This window comes from Maribellus maritimus (assembly GCF_022267315.1).
Lineage (GTDB): Bacteria > Bacteroidota > Bacteroidia > Bacteroidales > Prolixibacteraceae > Draconibacterium > Draconibacterium maritimum.
The window spans coordinates 25,191-47,602 of the sequence record NZ_JAIKLE010000002.1 but is presented as its reverse complement, the minus strand read 5'-3'; the positions used below and the strand labels follow the sequence as shown (position 1 = coordinate 47,602).

Here is a 22,412-nt window from a genome sequence, read left to right as displayed (position 1 = left end):
TAAGTGTTTTTTACTGTTCACTTGAAATCATTTCAAATTCCAGTCTGGCAGCCCTGATTCCGTCAAGAGTTTCTTTCAGTGCAAAAATAAAATAGTCGTCTCCAAGCTTTACAATTTCAGGGGCTGCAATCGGAAGCCGGCTAAGCATTAAACTATCCGTATCGATTCCAAACTCCAGGGGATTTTCGGAACAATACTGCACATTTAAATTGTTTCGCCCGTATTCAACATTCCGGAATAAAACAAACTTGTCATCTATGGGAACAACAAACGGACATTCGGCATCACCGCCTCCCCAGGAATCCATGTCTTTTACGCTTCCCCCGGCCGAAACCATAGTTGGTTCGCTCCAGGAAATCAGATCGGCAGATGTACGACAAAAAATTGCCGCTGAAATTTCATCGGGTTTGGCATCAAGTAAATGCCCGGTATAATAGCAATAATATTTGTCGCTAATTTTAACGGTCATTGCATCCCTTGTGTTGATAAAAGGCCCGGAGAATATTTCAGTAGTTCCCGAATCATTGATCACCCGTTCAAATGTTTTTCCATCTGAACTTTTTGCCAGGCAAATCTGTGCCCATCCGCCATACAACATATAATACATTCCATCTTTCTGAATGACATGAGGCGCCTGTAAACCGCCTTTTTGCACACCTACGGTTGTATCGGCCTCCATTACAATACCTAGTGGTGTCCACATTGTATCAGTAAGACTTTTTCCTTCCCAGCCATAAAACAAACGGGTGCGACCGCCACAATTGGTTTTCCGGATGCATGACCACAATTGCCAGGTTCCGTCTTCTGCCTGCCATACACCAAAATCTACAGGCTCCTGATTTTCACTTGTATATTCACCTAAATCAGGATTTCCGGTAATTTCCCACCAATCGCCAACAATCACCGGTTTATATTTATAATCCTTTTCTTTTTTATCTGAACAGGAAATCAAAAAGATTCCCCCAATGCTTATCAGAAGAAAAAAAATCTTCATCATATTGAACCTATTATATCAGTTGTCTTTTTTTAATCCAAAGGCAATATAACTATCACCCGACTTTGTTCCCATTTTTCCTCCGCCACATGCAATTACCACATATTGGGTTCCTTCAATTTCGTACACACTTGGAGTAGCGTAACCTCCTGCCGGCAATTTATACTTCCAGATTTCATCACCAGTCTTTTTATCAAAGGCTCTGAAATATTCATCTTTTGAAGCGGCAATAAAAATTACTCCTCCCGCAGTAACAACAGGCCCACCGTAATTTTCCGTACCCGTTTTGGGAATTCCTTTTTGAGTTAACTCTTCAAATTCGCCAAGTGGAACCTGCCACAAAATCTCTCCGCTGTTTAAATCAATTGCTGAAAGATTTCCCCACGGAGGTTTTACAGCCGGATAACCGTCGGGATCTAAAAACCGGTTATAACCGGTGTGGGTGTATGGAACTTTGTCTTTATTATTTTCTAAACCCAACAAATGCGAATCATCATGTGGTTCGGGTTCTTTTAATAGATAAGCAACAAGTGCTTCTTTTTCCTCTTCGGATAAATGTTTGTAAGAAGGCATAAATCCCTTTCCGGTATTTATCAATGTCAAAATAGAATCTCTTTTTAGCTTGCTTCCGACATCAATTAACGAAGGATAATTGGCGGCTTGTTTTCCTTCCATGTTTTGTCCGTGACACATGGCACAATTAACCTGATAAGTTCTTGCGCCCGGATGATCGTTTGTTTGTTTCGAATCCGATTCGATCATTGTCAAAATCCATGGCATTATACTGCCATTTACATATAAAACCGACGATTCAGGATCAAAAGCAGCTCCCCCCCATTCGCCGCCGCCATCGAAGCCGGGAAAAATAACCGTTCCTTCTTTACTTGGCGGGATAAATTGCTTTCCTGTTCGCAAATTCTTTACAATGTTTTCTGCAAAAGTATATGACTCCGGAGAGATATCGGTAATGTTATCCAACGTTAACGATTGTGGCGAAAAAGCTGGAGGTTTGGTTGGAACTGGCTGTGTTGGCCATGTTTCTTCTCCTTTCAAATCAGACGAAGGAAAAGGTTGTTCCTCTACCGGAAACAGTGGCGTTCCGTTTCTCCGGTCAAGCAAAAATACAAAACCAGACTTGGTTATTTGTGCCACCGCATCGATTGCTTTCCCATTGTGATTTACTGTTACCAGATTAGGTGGAGCCGGCAAATCGCGATCCCAAACATCGTGATGAACCGTTTGGAAGTGCCATATTCGCTTTCCGCTGGCAGCATCAAGTGCGAGCACACAATTGGCAAACAGATTTTCGCCTTTCCTGTTTCCACCCCAAAAGTCAAAGGCAGCGGAGCCCGTTGGAACATACACAATACCGCGCTTTTCATCCAGACTCATTCCCGCCCAGGAGTTTGCACCTCCGGCTTCTTTCCAGGCTTCTTCCGGCCAGGTTTCATAACCAAACTCACCCGGTTGCGGAATCGTGTTAAAAACCCATTCCAAATTCCCTGTTTTCACATTAAACGCACGAATAAACCCCGGGGCGGCTCCGGTATTTTCTGACACACGGGAACCAATTATCAATAAATCCTTATAAATTATTCCGGGAGATGTGGCAACTACATATTTATCTTCCGTATTTTTACCCAACCCTGTTTTTATTGAAACAACGCCGTTCTCTCCAAAAGAGGAAACAGGTTTACCGTTTTCAGCATTCAGCGCATAAAGATTCGAGCCTGCTGTAAACAGAATCCTTTTGTCCGGACCATCAGTCCAAAAAGTTACACCGCGATTTACATTACTCGAAAAACCTTCGTCGCCGGCTGCATCAAAAGTCCAAAGTTCTTCTCCTGTTGCGGCGTTTAAAGCAAACACCTTTAACTTTGGCGAAGTAGCAAACAAAATACCATCAATAACAATAGGATTACACTGAATCTGAGTATTTTCACCAGGACGGCCTTTTTCTGAATGATATTCCCATACCGGATAAAGATTTTTTACATTTTGGGGAGTGATTTGTTTTAATGGCGAAAACTGACTGCTGTTATTTCCACCAAGATAGACGGGCCAATTTGTCCCGTTCGGATTAAAATTTAATTTATTCTCTTTTTTGCACTGAGTAAATAACAATACCACACAAACCAACAACAGAACTTTTTCACTCATAATTATTACTCTATTTTTGAACAATCACTATCCAGTCTTTTTCTGCATCTTCCGGTGGATTTCCCAAATCATGAAAACCGCTTCCGGCAACTTTATCAACACTGCCATTTTTTAGCCTTCCACCTTCCCTCGGATTAAACCACTGAACTTTAAAATTTCCATCACTTTGAAAATTAACTTTAGTTGTTTTTCCTGCTATCGGGAGATAAATGATATACAACTCACCGGGTTGAGCCAAACAATAAGCACCATCAACATCTATTAACGCATCGTTTTCCACCATCTCCTCCAGCGGAAATTGTTGTACAAACTGTGTTGCAACAGTTGACTGCTTCCACCACTGCTCACGACTCCGAAAATCTTCACAGCTTAAGTCGGTATGCGGATAACGATAGCCAAAGTACCACTCTACACCGGCTCCTCCGGCAAGCAAAGTTCCCCATAAACAGCTTTGCCGAATTGTATCGTGCGCTAAATCGTAAGAATCAGGCATCACACCTTTCCAGTGCTGACCAATCTCATCAAGATTTACCAGCCAGCGTTTACCTGATTTTTCCGATTCCTGCACCCATTTAAGGATTCTTTCGTGAACACGAAGCGGATCCCCAATCTGCATAGAGGGCCCGTCGAGATTTTCAAATCCCAGCATCGGTGTTAAATACTCATCTTGTTTGGCATCGTTTGAATGGGTATGCAAAACAACTACTGAAGGATAGGGATTTATTTTCTTCAGATAATTTACCATGTCTTTTTTCTGCGCATCTGTTTGTCCGATCGGAGAAAACCCTGCAGGGCCATTTTCTTCACCAATATTCCAGGTTATTCCTAAATGATGACCAAAACGCGCCGTCAACTCCCTTATGTATAGCTTTCTTTGTACATCGGTATAACCGGCATCAAGCAAAACCTCATTTTCAGTTTCCTGTAAGACAAAATGCATCATCATGCCAAGGCTATCCATGTGGTCGAAAACCATTTCCCACTGGTCGAGTTTGCTGCAATCAAAACGATATCTTCCATTATGGTTGTTGTACGGCCAAACATCCTTCCCATCACCCAGAATGTTCATCGTTAACATATATACAGAATTAACGCCTTTAGCATGCAAATAATTCAAAGCTCCAATAATGCCTTTTCCTTTGCCGTTTTGCCATGAAGGATCTCCTTCATTCCAATCGCGAATATGCGGTTCATATTTATGTAAATCTTTTTTGGGATCCGCTTCCCCTTCGCGGGTTTCAGTTTTCAGACTATAACGATAGGTTTGATCAAAGTCGGCATAGGCAAGGAAATTTTCAGGACTGTCTGCACCATTTTTTATCCATATCTCCTCCGAATCCTGAAACCTGAAATATCCTTTTCCTCCATTCACAATTCTGCCTTTTTTTCTAAAATCGTCTGCTGATTTATCTGATTCTGCTATTACAAAAGCTCCATCTACTCCATCAGCAGCAAGCGACTCTCCATCATTTTGTTCCTCTAAAACAACAATATCTTTACCTTTCCTGAAGGAAATTTTATAACTCCACTCACCTGTAAAATCCGGTCTGAAACATACTTTCCAGATATTTCCTCTTTCAGCCGAGGTTTCGGCGGCATTTCCATCAGCAGCAAAAAAACCGGGGACTTTGTATGAAACAGATCCATTTGAAAATGTAACATCGAGTTTATAATCCAGAAAAGGATTTTCTCGGTTCCATTCCGAGGTTTCAGGCCCGGGAACAAATAATGTTATTTTGTGCCACTGTTTTAATTCACCTTTGATTTCGACTTCACTTTTTGTTTTTGTCTCACATGAAATCAATAAAAAAAAGGCACTCAAATAAAGCAGAAATTTCATATGATTTGGTTAGAATGGGTTACGTTTTATCCGAATTATTCTGATTTTGTTAATTCTGAAATGGGTGTAATTTCCAGCTTTCTGAATTCCACTTCAGAACCTTCTGCCTGAACTGCGATCTGCCCCTTTGTGGCGGTACAGTCAAAACCATAATTTACAAGATCATCGTTTACCCAAACTTTTATTTCATCACCAACACATTCAATAACCATTGTATTCCACTCTCCCAGTGGTTTTTCAGAGCCGTCTGTCAGATTTAATATCCGGCGTTTTTTTCCCTCAGTAATTCCCCACTCTTCTTTTGGACCACGGCGTTCTTCCGTATCCGGAGTGCTAATGTCTTCAACAATACACCAGAAATCACCGGCATTTTCATGCATACCCTGAACTTCGAGGGATTTTGGAAACATTCCATACAACGCACGCGGTGTTGAAGCGTGAACCAAAACACCACAGTTGCCCGGCTCTCCGGCAAACCGATATTCCACTACCAAACGATAGTTTTGAAAGACAGAATCGGTAATCAGATGTCCGCCCGGTGTTCCCAAACTTACAAGCAAACCATCACGGATTATAAACGGGTTTATAGTATCCGGATTTTCATCCATAGCTGGCACATCTACATGCCAACCTGTCAAATCCTTTCCGTTAAAAAGTGATTTGGTTTTGGATTCGGGTGTGGTGATGCACGAATAAAGCGCAAAAACTACAAAAAAGACAATACCTAGTTGTTTCATTCTATTATGATTTAATTTTGTTTCGCCTTCAATTTAAAACAATTGTTTGAGGTTTCAAATTGGTTGTATTTCTATGAGGTTTATTTAGTCGATAAAAATCTCTTTTACCTTGTTAAAAAAAGCGGTCTTTCGCTCCGAGCTGATGCTCCAATTCACCGGCACACTTTGGTAACCCTCATCAAAACCTTCTCCTTTCATTCTAAAATCGAAATATCCCCAGGAGGCATGGGCTTTTGTAGCCGCGGCAAAATTATTTTCGGCCCGGTCAAAATCAAAATGATCATCTTCGTTAAAAACAATTGGCATCGGATGGTAGGATGGCAAATTTCGAACTTCTTCCACCATTTTTGTAATTCCGGAAGGTGAATGCACTCCGTTCCCGTGAATAAGCACAAAATCGCACACTTTAACCACTTCGTCGGGTGGAATCGTATTTCCGTTAAAACTAGTTGAAACAAGCAATTCAGGAGCTTTTTCCTTAATCAGAAGTATCAATTCCGAAATTCGATCCTGTTTTATAATGTCATGGTCGTATTTCCGGTTGTTACATTCATTGGCCACCTCAATCAAAACATTTGTAAAAGCCTTATTTTGAATCCATTCAACAACATTCCCCACAGCATTTTTAACGGCATTTTCATCCTGTAAACGTTCGTCCTGACCAAAATAAAAAATTCCCAGAATAACCACCATTCCCAGTTCATCGGCCTTTTCCACAATTTTTTCCATTCGTTGGGCAAAGTCTGTCCGCAAAGTTCCATCTGGTTCAAAAGCATTGTTTTCCCAGGGTTGAACACTTGAATATCCTTCCGGGCTTCCTCCCTGAAAATTAATTGTAAAAGCAATTAAACCATGTTTTCTCCAATCAGGCATAGCCATAATAAATTCATCGGTATTTCTGTCGGGATCCCATTCTTTTGTATCAGGATATTTCCATTTATTTAACGTTTCAGGATTCAAATCGTCAAATACACCCTGAACCATTCGCGAATTTGGCAGTAATCCTTCCACAGAAACTCCATTCCATGTACGCCCTTTAAAAGTTGGCTTTCCGTTAATATAGAACTGCTCCCCTTTTGTTGAGACATTTACAGTTGGCTGAAAAGCTTCTTCTGAACCACAGCCCATTATAAACAGAATCAAAAATGCGATGCCTATTTTTAAACCGCTCTCCATCAAAAAACTGTTTTATTTAAGAACCTGTTCCTTTGCCCAATTGATGTATTGTTCCCAGTCAAAATCCGTCACATCGTGTTTCCCTGTTCGAATGTGATAGGAAACGGTATTTTGGATGGGCTCATTAACAGCGGGCATTTTATCTGATGGGATTCCTTTTTTGTCAAACAAATCATAAACCTTCGAGGCATAAAATGCAGACAAAAATTCGCCTTTTGGATCCGCCCACTGGTCTTCTTCAGCACTGGCAACATATAAGGGGCGTGGTGCTATTAATGCCAGAAGTTCATGCTGATCAACAGGAAGGGCTTCTTCGTTGTTATTGAAATTTCTAAAATTCTTGCAAAACCAGTGCGGGAAACTGGAATTTATCCGGCCAACGGTTTCTCCAAACTTCCGCTTCGCAAGAGCCGCTCCTCCGCACCCCGAACAATTTGAAATAACACCGGCAAAACGTTCGTCGCTGGCACCTGCCCACAACGACGTTTTTCCCAATCGGGAATGGCCAAATACAATCACTTTATTTTCATCTACTTCGCTGTATGTTTCAAAATAATCCAATGCCCGGCTCAGTCCCCACGACCACGCCGAAATACTCCCCCACTCCGATGCAGCAGGTTGCTGCTGATTGTCGACATAAAAAAACGGATGAACCCCGTCTGAAAAATCATCTTTATCGGGATCCACTTCCCCGTAATAAATGGTTGCAAGACCAATTCCGGCATCTATCATCTTGTCAATAGCCCATCGGTTTGTGCGTACACCACGCGATTGTTCCGTTAACTGGTTATTGATAATTCCAAAAGAAGGATTATCCCGGCTCCAGGCTTCGGAAATAATTACATTTACATCTTCGGTAACTGTATGATTTCCATAAAAATTGTATCCTAAAAATACGGGAGCTTTTTCAATATTTTTGGGAAGATACATCAAAATAAAAAAATGTAAGTTTCGATTTCCTTTTTGAAATGTCAGTTCCACCTGCCGGCGTTTTGCTTTCCCATTCAAAGCATTTTCACTCTGTTCTACAATTTGGGCTGAAGCAATCTTTAACTCATCCGGAACTTCACCATAAACATTTTCAGTAAAAAAATCGAGCAGTTCCTGACGCCCTTTTTTTATCCATTTTTTTGAATTCCTGATTTTTTTCCCGTTAAAAGTTTTCAGAGGGTCGGGCAATTCAAAATCCGGCACTTTGCTTTCATCATAATTTGCTTCTTCCTGTGACCAGGCAACCTGCATCACCATTGCAAATATTATGAGTAAGGCTATTTTTTTCATTTTTTACAGATTTATATTAAGTGAAACCAATACATCTTGTTTTAGTAGAATACAAAAATTTAATATTTCATCAACAAATTCAGCATTTTACGATCAAGCTTATGTCCGAACCAATCTTCATAGTTGACATCTTTTCTTCCGGAATTTAATAATCCAAAAGTCCCGTTAAATTCCCAAAGTGCATACCCAATTCCATTTTCTGTTAGCACATCAAGAACATCTCCAAACCATGCCAGGAAAACATCGTGCGGAGTTTCCTGCCAGCAGCCACACTCTCCGCAGTGAACACCAACCCCGTTTTTTACAGCATCAATCCAGGGCGCATAAAACTCCTTCAGTTTTTTTCTGCTAAATTGCTTTCCGTCAATTTCTCCGGGCCAAACCGGTTTTGGAGCATCATCAGGATTTTCAAATACCCAGGGTGCCCTATAATGAGAAATATAATGAGGATAATACCCCCTGCAACTTTGGCCAATATCCAAATCAAAAAGCTCGGGAATTACATCACTTCCAACATTGTTACCATCGGCAATTACCCGATGATTTGGATTGTGACTTCGAATAATCTTTAAGGCTTTCAGAGCCACTTCCCGATAGAGCTGCCCGGGAATGGCGCCACGTTTCGAGAATTGGTTATTCATATCTTCGCGGGTACATGGCTCATTTACCAAATCAAAACTAATCTGGTCGGTTGTTTTTGAAGCAAAACGTTTGGCCCACATTCCCCAATGAAAGTAAAACGCCTCCTGTGCTTCCTTGTCTTCCCACAAATTATAAGGTTCATTAAAACCAGCATTTACGCAAAAACCAGGAGCCCGATGTAAATTTAAACTTACATGTAAACCATTTCTATTTGCAGCATCTACCAATGCGTCCACATTGTCCACCTCTTTTTCATTGATATTCAAAATGTCTTCGGGAGTAATGTCCCTACTTTGATCAAAATTCAGAAAGCGTGGATAAGCCATCGGCAAACGCACAAAATCAAATCCCCAATCAGACATCCATTTAAAATATTCTTCGGTAGTTTTAGGTCTCCCTCCTCCGTTCATATTGGGTGAAAAATAATCCAGCAGATTAAATCCTTTCCAACGGGGTAATTTATTTTTCACAGGAAGATTTTTTTGCGAAAAAGCCGGCGCACCAGCCACTCCAATGGCTGTAGTTGCCAGGCTTGTGGTTTTTATAAAATCTCTTCGTTGCATTTTCACCAGGTTTCATTGGTTTCTGTAAATATAGACAAATTGCATAAAACAAGTTAAGCGCAACATCTAATCTTGTTGAATTTGTTTGCTTTCCTGACTTGCCTTAATAAAACAACAGCCCTGATTAAATTATCGTGTACAGTGATATTCCGGCAAAATCAGGCACATTGTTTTTAAACGTGTTAATTTTTAAAACAGGAAAAAGAGATTTATACATTTATCTTTATATTTTAGTAAGATTGAATATGTTATACTAAAAAATTTAGTAAACAGACTAAACCATAATAATAAACAACAGAATGTCATTAATGAAAATAATGAACCATAATGTGGCTTATCAAGAGTTGAAAACTGGTTTTCACACAAAAACCATAGGCAAGCTGAATCGAATAAAAAATTACTGCTTAGTTCAAGTCCCTCCATGTATAAATTCCTTTTCATATTGCGAGAAAGGAAGACAACAAAACTCAGAATTTAGCACATGAACGGTCTGTCTTCAGGACAAATAATGACTAAAATTTAAAATATTCCTGTGAAAAAATAATTCAAACAAAAACAACAAATAATTTTAAAACCTGACTAATTTCTTTTTATGCGCATTACCGTTTTCTTTTTAACAAAGAATAAAAATCCTCTGGCCTTTTTATTCTTTTGGCTGTCCGGGATTCTCTTTTCATCTCAAGATTTACCGGCCCAGCGTGTAGTTGATATAAGCCAATACCCGCCAGAATATTTCGATTCGATTCGGGCAACTGTTTACGACACAACCAATGTTAATTATACTATCCGGGCGTATCGGCTGAGTTCTGAAGATAATATTATGATTGATGGAAATCTGGATGAACCAGCCTGGAAAACCGCCGAACATAAAACGAACTTTATTGAAAAAGATCCCTATCCTTTGATTCCCACAAGCGATGAAACAGAATTTGCCATTTTATATGACGATGAAAATTTATATGTTGGGGTATGGTGCTGGGATGCTGTGCCTGATAAAATTGTTGCCTACCTGGCTCCTCGGGGTACATACGGAGCAGACAACCTTCAACTTTTTATCGATAGCTACAACGATGACAGAACCGGGTATAAATTTGTTATTTCGCCTACTGGTGTTCAGGGCGACGAACTTCGTTACGACGATGTAAAACGCGATCGCAACTGGAACGGTATTTGGTATTCAGAAGGAAAAGTCGATGACAAAGGTTGGTATGTTGAAGTAAAAATTCCCTTCTTTAACATGCGATATTCTTCAAGAGAACAGCAAACCTGGGGTTTTAACATTATGCGCACTATGGCCAGGGAGGCATCACGCAGCCAATGGAAACCACATTTACCCGAATGGGAAAACAATACACGCATGTCGCAACTGGGGCAAATAGTAGGAATAAAAAATATCAGTTCAGGAAGAACTTTTGAATTACGACCATATGGAACAGTAAGTTCAACAGAAGCCTTAAATGTTTCACCGTTTAAAACATTAAATTTAGGTGGTGATATCCGCTTTAGTCCAACTCCCAACCTTACTGCCGATTTTACCTTTAACCCCGACTTTGCACAGGTCGATGCTGATGTTTTTGAAATTAACCTTACACGGTTTCCCACCCGGTTTGCTGAACTTCGTCCGTTTTTTACTGAACGCATAAATGTATTTAATACTCCGCTTGAGCTTTTTTACAGTCGCCGAATAGGCGCAAAAGGTGATATTCTGGGTGGAGTAAAAATGACCGGAAAACTAGATCACGGAGTTGAATTTGGAGTTTTGGGAAATGTAACCGGGCAATCGGTGTTTAAAAGTGCACTTCAAAATTCAGAAAAAGCCACTTTTGGTGTAATGCGGGTGAAGAAAGACATTTTAGGTTCAAGCAATATTGGTATTCTGGCAGCAACAAAAGAAGAAGCAGATAATTACAACCGTATTTTTGGCGTTGACGGCAGTTTTGTTCTCAGCGGAAACGATTTTGTCGATTTTCAGGTGGCCACCGGACAAACCGAAAAACAAACAAAACAAAACATGGCTTACAACCTCAATTACACCAGAACAGGCGATTTAATGGGACTAATCTTTATTGGAGAAAGAATCGAACCCGATTTTGAAATAAATCGTGTAGGATATATTCAGAAAGAAACATACCGTGGTTGGGATAAAGTAACGGGAACGTACAAGTTAAGTCCGAGAATAAATAAATACAACCTGAGAAGAATAACTGCCAACGCCACTCTTGAATTTGACAGGGATTTATTTACTTCGGAATACATCAACAATGTACTAGAAAATTTTCCTGATTTTGTTCCCGATGTAATGTTTGGCTCCGTTACAACAAACAACGAAGGGAATCCGGTAATTTCAGATGGAAGCCGTACTTCAAACAACTACAAAGTTGGAGGCGACCTTACTATAAACATGATCAATGAAATGATTATTGTGGCAGACTACAAACGTTTTACAGCTACCGAACTTACGGGTCAATATTCCGGGAATCTGCTAACGCTGAGTTATTCTACACGCCCGATAAATAAAGGTGCCAGCTTTGCCGGTGTATTTGGCTTTACAAATGACACTTATTACAATTTTAATCAAAAATACGTGGCCCGGCAAAGAAAATTAACACTTGAGGGAGAAGGCCGTTTAACCCGGAATTTTCTTACAACGTTAATTGGAGATTACACTGAAACTTTCACAACAAGCGACCACAAAGACGGACGTTATTTTAAACTTTCCTCCAACTCAACATGGATGTTCACCAAAGATTTTTACCTGAGAGTACATGCCCAGGGAATTCTGGGAACAACATTCTACCAGCAAAAAGAAATTTACAACGAATATTTGCTAAGCTGCCTGATGAGTTGGGAATACCGGCCCGGCAGTTTCCTGTACCTAGCTTACAACGAAGGACGATTTGATACTTCAGGAAACTCCGGTTGGAGAAACATGAGTTTAAACAATCGCACCGTCATTTTAAAAATTTCTTATTTTTTTAGTATTTAGAAAAAAGAAAATCTTTAAAGTTGTGCGGAAACCCCGCGATAAGTCACAAGAAATTGGTTGAATAAATTACCGGGAATAATCCCAAACATACGATTCAGTTACAAAACAGTGATTGGTATAGTTTTCTTTATTTACATAATTTCAACTAAAAAAGTTAAACGACGCTCTATTCCATGGAAAAGAATTAAACTGATTCTTTTTAAAACCAACTTTCCTTTTAGCATCAAAGCGTTATATTTGCCGGAACATTTGCATAAACTTTGGAAGATAAACACCTCTGGGAACATATAAAACAAGGTGATAAAAAGGCACTAAAAAAACTGCACGACAAATATTTCAAACAGATGTGTCTTTATACGCAAAAATCTGCAGCGAATATAAGTGTTGCAGAAGAATTGGTCTCGGATTGTTTTATAAAGATCTGGGAAAACCGTGCAAAAATCAACATAAATTCATCCGTAAAACACTATATCTTTTTTATACTTCGAAACAGTATTGTTGATTATTACCGCAAAAAAAGACCAATTACTGAATCAATTGAAAATATACCGGAACCTGCAAACGAAGAGTATTTTGATGAGCAAAAACAGTATGTAAAGCTGTATGATTTAATTCAAGAACTTCCTGATCAACGAAAAAAAATAATTGAACTTGCTGTTTTTGATTCGTTAACATACAACGAAATTGCAAAAAAACTAAACATCACAAAAAACACCGTAAAAACTCAAATCAGAAGAGCTTACCGTTTTTTTAAAGAAAACCTCGATCCTAAAGATTTTTACTTTTTCTATTTTCTCCACACATCTGAAAAAGAAATTCTTAGCAAAGAAAAAATATGAATAGTTAAAAAAAATAAATAATTGCGTCACCCTCTTTTTCACTTTTCCCGTCCTTTTAATAGATAGCAAAAAATAGTTTATTCATAGTTCTGGGTTGGCAATGGGATGGCATAAAGCTCCATCCCGTTAATTCAGCAACTAAAAAAACAGGATGAAAGAACAGGATAAATTTTGGGAACTTTCCACCGGAAAAATATTTGAAGAACTCAGCCCTGAAGAGGAAAAAGTTTTGAATCAGCTCCTTAAAGAAAAAGAAAATCAAAAAACTTTTGCTGAAATTGAAAAAATTCATCGGGGATTAAAAAAAAGTCTTCCGTTGCAAGGTGTTTCTCAAAGTCGCTCATGGGAAAAAGTCTCCGGGCATTTTACACTTCGGAAAGTACATTTATTAAAATCGGTACTTAAATATGCAGCCATTTTAATTGTTGCATTTTTGGCCGGTGTATTAATCAAAACCAACTTAACCTCACAACCTATCCCCCTGGTTTATGCGGAATTAAAAGTTCCTCTCGGACAAATGTCGGAAATAACTTTATACGATGGCACCCATGTTTGGCTAAATTCCGGCACCACTTTAAAATATCCGAATTCTTTTGGCGCAGAAAGCCGTGAGGTATTTCTTAACGGCGAAGCTTTTTTTAATGTTAAACCCAGCGATATACCTTTCAAGGTAAAGCTAAAAAAAAGTGAAATTGAAGTTTTGGGGACTTCATTTAATGTGGTCTCATACGCAGAAGAACGTTCCAGTCAGATAACATTGATTGAAGGGGCTGTAAAAATTAACAGTCATACGGGAAAAGAGATAACCCGGATTAAACCCAAAGAACAAATTACGATTCCCGATGATTTAGATAACATAAAAATTAAAAAAGTTAATACCGATTTCTATACGAGTTGGCCCGAAGGAAAAATTGAATTTGACGAGGAACGGCTGTTTGATATTGCTTTCAGATTGGAGCGCTGGTACAATGTGAAAATAAATTTCACAAGTGCCGAAGCTGAAGATTTACGTTTTTCGGGTACGGTGCTAAAAAATAAACCCTTTGACCAAATCATCAAAGCCATCGGAATTCTTTTACCTGTAAAAATAAAATATCAGAATAAACTGGGAGAAAAAGATATAATAACCATTTCAATAAATGATAAGCCTATGTGAATCCGAAAAAACCAATAAATAAATCAAAAAAAACGGCGGATATGCCCCACATACCCACCGCTTAGCGATTAAAACAAGTTGTAATAATCATTTAAAACATTCAAATTTATGAAAAAACGATCAAACCGGGCTGTTTTTGAACGGCCTTTAAAAAAACTTTTATTAAAAATGAAATTGACTTTTGCGATATTTCTTCTTGGCCTGGTGAGTGTGAGTGCCTCCACGTATTCACAAAATACCAGATTGGATATCTCATTCAACAATAATAACATCGTCGACTTATTTAAAGAGATAGAAAATAAAAGCGAATTTTACTTCTTTTATCAGCGGGAAGATTTAAAAAAAATAGAAAATGTTTCTGTAAACGTTGAGGATGCAACTGTTATGGAAATCCTTGACCAGGTTCTGAGCGGCACCTCACTGGACTATAAAATTGTTGACCGCTATATAATCGTACGTCAAAAAGAAAGTAATTTTGGTGATGCTATTATTAGAGGCGAACAACAAAAACCTGTTAACGGGACAGTAAAAGACAAAAATGGAATGCCGCTTCCGGGGGTTACCGTTTTAGAAAAAGGAACCGGCAACGGAACAGTTACGAACACGAACGGAGAATATTCACTTTCAGTAAATGCCAATGATGCCATATTGTTGTTTTCTTTTGTTGGAATGCAAAGTCAGGAAATTCCGGTTGAAGGAAAGCGACAAATTGACGTTGTTTTGGAAGAAGGAGTAATCGGTCTTGAAGAAGTAGTTGCCATAGGTTATGGAACCATGAAAAAAAGGGATGTTACCGGGTCTGTTTCTTCTGCTGACGGCAGTGAATTGGTAAAAGTAAACTCATCAAGTGTGAGCACCGCTATTTCGGGCCGTTTACCCGGATTACATGTTTCACAATCATCAGGAAGTGCCGGAGCGGGATCTGTCCTAAGAATCCGTGGAGTAGGTTCAGTTTATTCAGGTGTTGACCCATTGGTAATTATCGATGGATTCCAGGGCGATATCAACCAGGTATCTCCCAACGATGTGGAAACCATTACCGTGTTAAAAGATGCAGCTTCTGCTTCAATTTACGGAGCCAGAGCAGCAAACGGTGTTATTCTTATTACCACAAAAACCGGAAAAAGAAACCAGGAATTGAAGGTAAATGTAAATGTAAAATACGGAACACAGCAAGCAACAAATATTCCAAAGTTACTCGACTCGGAAGACTGGTGCAGAAAAATGAATGAATCAACCCTGGCAAGAACAGGAACACAATATTGGGTTGGCGATCAGGCTCCTGAATTGCAAACCACAAATACAGATTGGTTTGATTATATTTTCAGAAGTGCTCCGGTACAGGATTATAACCTGTCGGCAACGGGTGGCTCAAAAAATCTTCAGTACGCTGTAAATATCAACTACTACAATCAGGACGGCATCATGATAGGGGAAAACTATCAGAGAGCAAGTGCCCGAAGTAACATTGAGTTTGTAACAGAAAGATTTAGCGCCGGTCTGAGAACCTATCATTACAAAACCTGGTCAAGCAATCATTCTGCTGATATCAACGGAGCAATGTTTACTCCACCGACAATACCGTTGTACAATGAGGATGGATTACCCGGGACACCGAGGGAAGGTACAGGTGAAGATCAACTCCAAAATAATACCCCGGTAATGTCGTACAACAGTGTCGACAATAGTGCAAAAGCCAATTCAACAACTGTAAATTTATATTCTGAACTAAAACTGTGGGACGGGTTAAAGTTTAAAACCGTATTTAATATTTCCGGTTATGACAGTTACCGGGAAGATTTCCGCCCGGAATGGTTTACCTACCGCCCGGAGGACACCGATCATTCTGCACCGTACAGGCATCAAAGCCCGGCATCCTTAACTGTTTACGATAATACAAGTTCAATATGGGAATGGCAAAATCTTCTCACTTATGTAAAAGATTACAAAAAACACCATTTTGATATTTTGGCAGGTATTTCGGCCCAAAAGTCAGAATCAGCTTATATGAGCGCATACAGAAATACCTTCCCCCGAAATAGTCTTGTTGCTATCAACGCAGGAAGTGAAGACTACAACAACTCCGGCTCTTCAGGTGAAGGATCCCTTTCCTCTCAATTCGGAAGAATTAACTATTCCTTCGACAACAAATACCTGCTTCAAATGAACGTGAGAAGGGACGGCTCTTCCGTTTTTGCGCCTAAAAACCGATGGGGAGTTTTTCCGTCGGCATCTTTTGGATGGAGAATCTCTGAAGAAAGCTTTTTAAAAGATAATTCAGTCATCAGCAATATGAAATTAAGAGCCGGTATTGGTTCGTTGGGGAATTCAAATATTCCATCCTACAAATGGTTAAGTTCTATTTCGTTTGGTGCTGGTTATGTGTTTGGCGAAGAACAGGCGCTAAATTCCGGTGCCACTGTCAGCGGCGCATACAACGAAGATATTACATGGGAAAAGACAACCACAACAAATATTGCCCTCGACTTAGGTTTGTTCAACAATCAGTTTAATATGACTTTGGACGTATTTAAAAGGAAGACAACGGATATGCTTTTAATTCTTCCGCTTCCTTCAACCACCGGTTACAGCAGCGATCCTTATGTAAATATTGGAGGAGTAGACAACTCAGGATGGGAATTCACAGCCCAATACATCAACAGATCGCATGAATTGAAATACGATATTTCGTTCAACATTACGCATGTAAAAAATAAGGTAGTCGACATGGGAGATGTTGCCCCCATCATCGACTTATACACCAGAACGGAAGAGGGGCAGTCCATAAACTCCTATTACGGTTATGTTGTTGAAGGCATTTATCAGTCGGAAGCAGATATAGCCGCCAGCCCGACACTTGATGGAGCGCGACCCGGCGATTTTAAGTATAAAGACCTGGATAACAGTGGAACAATTGACGAAGATGACAGAAAGTTTCTGGGTAATTCTATCCCTGAATTTTACTATGGAGGAAATGTCAATCTCGAATGGAAGAACCTGGATATGAGCATTCAGCTTCAGGGTGAATTTGGTAAAAATATAATGGTGACACCTGAATTCGCGATGGATTTCGGAACACTCTATGATTACACAAATATGTATCAGGAAGTATACGATAACAGATGGACACAAGAGGGAGACGACAGTTATTATCCGGCGATAGGCAGTGGAATCCGGGGAATTAACAATGTTTGTAATACCCGCTGGCTCATGGATGCAAGTTACCTGAGGGTTAAAAACCTGCAAATTGGATATACGCTTCCCAACCAACTTCTTTCGGGAATCCCGATCAATAAAATCAGGGTATTTCTCTCCGGAACAAACCTGTTAACGTTTACTGATTATGTTGGATTTGACCCGGAAATAGGAGTCAGACAAAAGCGATCCGACAGCACCGGATACATTGACATGGTTTACACCAGAGGAGGCTCCAATACTCCCCAGGCTCGAACATTCCAGGCAGGTGTAACCATAACTTTCTAACCTAAAAAATTTGAAACGATGAAGACAAAAATTTTATATTTCGCATTATTTGCTCTGTTGCTTCTGAATTCAACCGGCTGCAAAGAGAGTTTTCTCGAAACATTGCCTAAAGATCAGCTCACAACAGAGACATTCTATAAAAGTGAAGACGATTTTATTCAATCCATAAATGGAGTGTACGGAATTAATAATATCTGGCGGCAAAAAATGGAATTTTTTCCAATGGTTGATATCGCTACTCCTGTTGCAACCCGTGGAAGTGGTAGGTTTGGTCAATTCGACTGGGGTGGCAATGGCTATACTCCCGACGGTGTTCCCGGCGATGTTCGTGCCTGGTTCAGCTATTGGTGGATAGGCATAGCGCGGGCAAATGAAGTGTTGTACCGACTTGAAGAAGCAGAAGATGGAATATTTACCACTGCCGGGCTAAAAGACCAGATAAAAGGCGAAGCTTTGTTCCTGAGAGCTATTTACTACTTTTATTTAAGTGATATTTGGGGAGGTATGCCTCTTATTACCGAGCCGGTTACAACAGAAACATATTACCCAGAGCGTGATACCAAAACTGCCATTACGGAACAAATGATAAGCGATTTAAAAGAAGCCCAGAATCTTCTACCTTCTATTACAAAGTATCGCAACTCACCAGCAGAAATGGGAAGGGCAAGTAAGGAAGCAGCACAATCCTTACTCGGTAAAATTTATTGTGCTGAAGAACAATGGGAAAATGCCTCTACCGAGTTAAAAAAAGTTATCGACTCTAATAATTTCGAATTAACACCCGGAGCAACCGGTTTTATTGATCAGTTTTGGCCGGAAGGTGAAAATGGTATTGAATCTATTTTTGAGTGGCAGTATATGAGCGGAATCGGCGATCAGTACGGAAATTCTTTTGTTTCATACTGCGCCACCGGTGCTGCCGGACTGGATGTTGGAGGAAATGGATGGAATTATATCGAACCAACCGATTATCTGGTTGACTTATACGAAACAAAAAATGGCTACAAAGTAACAAGCACATGGACAGGAAGTGGTGAAAGTCAGGACTATTTTACATTCTCGTCCGACGACCCTGAATTTGATCCGGAAGACGCCTTTGCACACCGCGACCCGCGCTTAAAATGGACCGTTGCATACGAGGGCAATCCCTATGTAGATGAAAAATGGCCGGAAAATACCTTTACCGCTGCAAGTCCAATGGAATCAAATTACGGCAACCTGAAAATGATTGTTTACGAAGAAGGATTTGCACAAAGTGACATGAACATGGTTGTTTTACGTTTTGCTGATGTATTATTGCTTTACGCTGAGGCTCAAATGGAACTAAATAATTTGGATGAAGCAACAAAATATGTAAATAGGGTCCGTAGCAGGCCATCCGTTTCAATGCCCGATGTACCGGCTGGTATAGCTGGTTCACAAAGCGACCTGAGACAGTATATCCGCGAAGAACGAATCAGGGAACTGGCAACTGAATACGGTCATGTATTTTACGATATGCGACGTTGGGGAATTTATGTTGACGAAATGGAAAATTACTGGACAGCCAACAAATTTGGACGCGAAAACCCGGCAGTCCAAATTGACGAACACAATGTACTGTGGCCAATTCCAACACAAGAGCTTGACTTAAACCCCAACATGGTTCAAAATCCGGGCTATTAATTCTTATTTAAACAGATTGAAAAGACATAACACCCGGTTAAACCGGGTGTTTTCCTTTTATTTCTTTCAACATGAAGCACATCTACAAATTTCTCCTTCTGTTCCTCATTCAAATTATCTTTCTTCCCAACAATCTTTTTGCACAAAATAAACTTCAAAAATTAAAGGTTGCAGACAATAACAGATATTTATGTTATGATGACGGAACCCCGTTTTTTTGGCTGGCAGATACGGCATGGGAAATATTCCTTAAACTAAACACAGAAGAAGCATCGCTGTATTTTGAAGACAGAAGTTCAAAAGGATTTAATGTAATTCAGTGTACCATTCTGTCTGAAAATGATTTTCATACCATTGATGCAACCAACCAGTATGGACAAAAGCCGCTTATAAACGGCGATCCGGAAAAACCTGACACCATTCCGGGAAAAAATAATGATTACTGGGACTATATAGATAAAACAATTAAACTTGCTGAATCAAAAGGACTTTATATTGGCTTGTTACCAACCTGGGGCGAATATGTCACAACAGAATTTCGCGATGGTATTGTAAATTCAATCTTTGATGTTGATAACGCATTTATTTACGGAAAATTTGTTGGAGAGCGTTACAAGAATTATACAAATATAATTTGGATTTTAGGAGGCGATCGTTCGGCTTGCACGAAAGAAGCTAAAGCAATCTGGCGTTCGCTGGCAAAAGGTCTGGCAACGGGTTTAACCGGAAGTGAGGACTACAGCAAAATGCTGATGACTTTCCATCCGGTAGGGAAACGTCATTCAACAGATGATTTTCCTGGTGAAAAGTGGATCGATTTTAACGCAATTCAATCCGGGCACGGAACAAATATTTTAAATTGGAAGATGATTCAGAACGATTATAACAACTATAAAAACACGCCTGTAATTGATTTGGAATCAAGCTATCCGTTTCTTGGAGAAAATAACAACAAAGAGAAAACTGATTTTTATGCACGCCGGGCAGCATACTGGTCTGTTTTTTCCGGTAGTTTTGGACACACCTACGGACATCACGGAATTTGGAATTTTGTAAAAGAGAATGAAAACAAAAATATTATCTGGAAAAATGCAATTCAGGCGGTTAGTTCAACTCAAATGGGCTATCTGAAAAATTTGATAAAATCGTTTCCTTTTTTTGAGCGTATTCCCGATCAGAATATGATTGCATCAAACCCGGGTTTGGACACAGATCACATCGCTGCAACCCGCGGAAACAACTATGCGCTGATATATATTCCCACTGGCCGGCCGGTAGCAATCAGGATGGGGCATATAAAAGGAGAATCGGTTAAAGCAAAATGGTTTAATCCCGGAAACAACAAATATTCTCAAACCGAAACCAAACCAAATTCCGGATTGATAACGTTTATTCCACCCAATTCCCCTTCTTCTCAACAAGAAACCGACTGGGTATTGATATTGGAGTCAGTGGAAAACTAATACGACCTGTCTATTTTTTAACTATTTTGAAAAATCATGTTTCTGTCTCAATAAATTAAAAAATGTATTTTAGTAGATGCAACAGCCTAAAACAATAAATACTACAGTATGAAAAGCTACTTCGCATTCCTGTTATTTGTCCTCACTTTATTATCCTGTAACGCAAAACAATCTTCCGAAAGGAAAAAACTGGCTGATAAAATAAACGCTACAGCATCGATTTCTTATACAAAATCCAAAGCTCTTGAAATCATTAAAACCGGATTTAATGCGGGAGATGGGTACAGCGAAGTCTGGATTCGCGACTACAATACATTTATTGAACTGGCTTCGGAAGTATATTCTTCCGAAGATTTAAAAGAAAACTTACTGGTATTCTTCAAAATGCAGGGAGATGACGGAAATATTATCGATGGATTTGTTCCAAAGGAAAAGGCGTATGTTGACTACGATTATATTACTTCTGAACTGGAGTCGCGTTATGTAGGGCATAAAAATACGGTAGAAACCGATCAGGAATCTTCTCTGATTCAGGCTGTTTATAAATATATAAAAGTTACAGGCGATTCATCTGTTCTTTCTGAAAAGATAGGAAACAAAACCGTTCTGGAAAGAATAGATTGGGCCATTGAATTTTTATTAAATCACCGTTTCTCTGAAGAATACGGTTTAATTTGGGGAGCCACAACGGCCGACTGGGAGATGTGCAGCCCGAACACGGATGGGGTGTTGATATTGACGAAAACACCCACCGAGCCATCGATATCTACGATAATGCCATGTTGTTAATTGCCTTGGACAACCTTCTGGAAATCCAAGCTCAGAAAGAGAAAAAATGGGGACAACTAAAAAAAGAACTGACACAAAATTGCAGAAAATATCTATGGGACAAAAAGAAACAAAAATTCAAGCCTCATATTTATCTTAACAAATCGCCTTTCCCGGATGATTTTAACGAAGATGAAATATACTATTTTGGAGGAACTGCCACAGCAATTGAAGCAGGTTTACTTTCAAAAAATGAAATTAAAAGTTCATTAAAACAAATGGTTGCCCTGGTAAAAAAAGCAGGTGCAGTATCGATTGGATTAACACTTTATCCGGCATATCCCGAAGGATTTTTTGCCAACAAAATTATGAATCCGGAATACAGTTATCAAAATGGTGGCGACTGGACCTGGTTTGGTGGAAGAATGATTCAGCAACTGATTAAATACGGTTTTTTTAGTGAAGCCTTCGAACAGTTGGTTCCGATGACCGACCGGGTGATGAAAAATGACGGTTTTTACGAATGGTACACCATTGATAATCAACCCCGTGGATCGGGAACATTTAGAGGTTCCGCCGGCGTGCTTTTTGTTGCAATTCAACTATTGGAAAAAGAAATCATAAGAAACTAAAACTTATATGTGTCCAAAAAATAAATT

Annotated in this window: 15 protein-coding genes; 8 read left to right on the top strand and 7 right to left on the bottom strand. The window is 39.5% G+C overall.

From position 1 onward, the window contains the following. Positions 1-10: 10 nt before the first annotated feature. From K5G00_RS02280 to K5G00_RS02250, 7 genes are all read right to left on the bottom strand, one after another. A complete protein-coding gene (locus K5G00_RS02280) occupies positions 11-997 on the bottom strand; it encodes a glycoside hydrolase family protein (RefSeq protein ID WP_238763984.1) in 987 nt (328 codons plus the stop codon). A 15-nt stretch (positions 998-1,012) separates the two neighbouring features. Next, on the bottom strand, positions 1,013-3,154 hold the full coding sequence (locus K5G00_RS02275; protein WP_238763981.1) for an outer membrane protein assembly factor BamB family protein: 2,142 nt from the start codon (positions 3,152-3,154) through the stop codon (positions 1,013-1,015). Between the two features lie 10 nt (positions 3,155-3,164). Further along, entirely contained in the window at positions 3,165-4,994 is a 1,830-nt protein-coding gene (locus K5G00_RS02270) for a DUF5060 domain-containing protein (RefSeq protein ID WP_238763979.1), read from the bottom strand. Positions 4,995-5,029: 35 nt separating this feature from the next. Further along, positions 5,030-5,731 carry a 3-keto-disaccharide hydrolase gene (locus tag K5G00_RS02265; RefSeq protein WP_238763976.1) on the bottom strand — a complete coding sequence of 234 codons (702 nt, stop codon included), beginning with the start codon at positions 5,729-5,731 and terminating at the stop codon, positions 5,030-5,032. Between the two features lie 84 nt (positions 5,732-5,815). Beyond that, entirely contained in the window at positions 5,816-6,907 is a 1,092-nt protein-coding gene (locus K5G00_RS02260; RefSeq protein ID WP_238763974.1) for a hypothetical protein, read from the bottom strand. A gap of 12 nt (positions 6,908-6,919) precedes the next feature. Further along, positions 6,920-8,188, bottom strand: a complete 1,269-nt coding sequence (locus tag K5G00_RS02255; protein WP_238763973.1) for a glucuronyl esterase domain-containing protein — start codon at positions 8,186-8,188, stop codon at positions 6,920-6,922. 59 nt (positions 8,189-8,247) lie between these two features. Further along, a complete protein-coding gene (locus K5G00_RS02250; protein WP_238763971.1) occupies positions 8,248-9,393 on the bottom strand; it encodes a glycoside hydrolase family 5 protein in 1,146 nt (381 codons plus the stop codon). 592 nt (positions 9,394-9,985) lie between these two features. On the opposite strand from K5G00_RS02250, the gene K5G00_RS02245 reads away from it, so the two are divergent. From K5G00_RS02245 to K5G00_RS02210, 8 genes are all read left to right on the top strand, one after another. Next, on the top strand, positions 9,986-12,379 hold the full coding sequence (locus tag K5G00_RS02245; protein ID WP_238763969.1) for a carbohydrate binding family 9 domain-containing protein: 2,394 nt from the start codon (positions 9,986-9,988) through the stop codon (positions 12,377-12,379). A 260-nt stretch (positions 12,380-12,639) separates the two neighbouring features. Next, complete coding sequence (locus tag K5G00_RS02240; protein WP_238763967.1) at positions 12,640-13,218, top strand: RNA polymerase sigma factor; 579 nt, start codon at positions 12,640-12,642, stop codon at positions 13,216-13,218. Positions 13,219-13,369: 151 nt separating this feature from the next. Next, positions 13,370-14,374: a FecR family protein gene (locus K5G00_RS02235; protein WP_238763966.1), complete on the top strand. Its 1,005-nt coding sequence runs from the start codon at positions 13,370-13,372 to the stop codon at positions 14,372-14,374. A 108-nt stretch (positions 14,375-14,482) separates the two neighbouring features. Next, positions 14,483-17,857: a TonB-dependent receptor gene (locus tag K5G00_RS02230; protein ID WP_238763965.1), complete on the top strand. Its 3,375-nt coding sequence runs from the start codon at positions 14,483-14,485 to the stop codon at positions 17,855-17,857. 18 nt (positions 17,858-17,875) lie between these two features. Continuing rightward, entirely contained in the window at positions 17,876-19,522 is a 1,647-nt protein-coding gene (locus tag K5G00_RS02225; RefSeq protein WP_238763964.1) for a RagB/SusD family nutrient uptake outer membrane protein, read from the top strand. A 71-nt stretch (positions 19,523-19,593) separates the two neighbouring features. After that, positions 19,594-20,985: a glycoside hydrolase family 140 protein gene (locus K5G00_RS02220; protein WP_238763962.1), complete on the top strand. Its 1,392-nt coding sequence runs from the start codon at positions 19,594-19,596 to the stop codon at positions 20,983-20,985. A 108-nt stretch (positions 20,986-21,093) separates the two neighbouring features. Beyond that, on the top strand, positions 21,094-21,774 hold the full coding sequence (locus K5G00_RS02215) for a glucosidase family protein (protein ID WP_238763960.1): 681 nt from the start codon (positions 21,094-21,096) through the stop codon (positions 21,772-21,774). Then, positions 21,660-22,385 carry a glucosidase family protein gene (locus tag K5G00_RS02210; RefSeq protein ID WP_238763959.1) on the top strand — a complete coding sequence of 242 codons (726 nt, stop codon included), beginning with the start codon at positions 21,660-21,662 and terminating at the stop codon, positions 22,383-22,385. The genes K5G00_RS02215 and K5G00_RS02210 overlap by 115 nt, the downstream gene beginning before the upstream one ends. The last annotated feature ends 27 nt before the right edge of the window (positions 22,386-22,412 follow it).

What these genes read in the sequence shown, in the direction of transcription:
- K5G00_RS02215 (WP_238763960.1), top strand. Translation starts at nt 21,094, where the DNA reads ATGAAAAGCTACTTCGCATTCCTGTTATTTGTCCTCACTTTATTATCC.
- K5G00_RS02220 (WP_238763962.1), top strand. Translation starts at nt 19,594, where the DNA reads ATGAAGCACATCTACAAATTTCTCCTTCTGTTCCTCATTCAAATTATC.
- K5G00_RS02235 (WP_238763966.1), top strand. Translation starts at nt 13,370, where the DNA reads ATGAAAGAACAGGATAAATTTTGGGAACTTTCCACCGGAAAAATATTT.
- K5G00_RS02275 (WP_238763981.1), bottom strand. Translation starts at nt 3,154, where the DNA reads ATGAGTGAAAAAGTTCTGTTGTTGGTTTGTGTGGTATTGTTATTTACT.
- K5G00_RS02265 (WP_238763976.1), bottom strand. Translation starts at nt 5,731, where the DNA reads ATGAAACAACTAGGTATTGTCTTTTTTGTAGTTTTTGCGCTTTATTCG.
- K5G00_RS02260 (WP_238763974.1), bottom strand. Translation starts at nt 6,907, where the DNA reads ATGGAGAGCGGTTTAAAAATAGGCATCGCATTTTTGATTCTGTTTATA.
- K5G00_RS02280 (WP_238763984.1), bottom strand. Translation starts at nt 997, where the DNA reads ATGATGAAGATTTTTTTTCTTCTGATAAGCATTGGGGGAATCTTTTTG.
- K5G00_RS02230 (WP_238763965.1), top strand. Translation starts at nt 14,483, where the DNA reads ATGAAAAAACGATCAAACCGGGCTGTTTTTGAACGGCCTTTAAAAAAA.
- K5G00_RS02255 (WP_238763973.1), bottom strand. Translation starts at nt 8,188, where the DNA reads ATGAAAAAAATAGCCTTACTCATAATATTTGCAATGGTGATGCAGGTT.
- K5G00_RS02245 (WP_238763969.1), top strand. Translation starts at nt 9,986, where the DNA reads ATGCGCATTACCGTTTTCTTTTTAACAAAGAATAAAAATCCTCTGGCC.
- K5G00_RS02250 (WP_238763971.1), bottom strand. Translation starts at nt 9,393, where the DNA reads ATGCAACGAAGAGATTTTATAAAAACCACAAGCCTGGCAACTACAGCC.
- K5G00_RS02270 (WP_238763979.1), bottom strand. Translation starts at nt 4,994, where the DNA reads ATGAAATTTCTGCTTTATTTGAGTGCCTTTTTTTTATTGATTTCATGT.
- K5G00_RS02225 (WP_238763964.1), top strand. Translation starts at nt 17,876, where the DNA reads ATGAAGACAAAAATTTTATATTTCGCATTATTTGCTCTGTTGCTTCTG.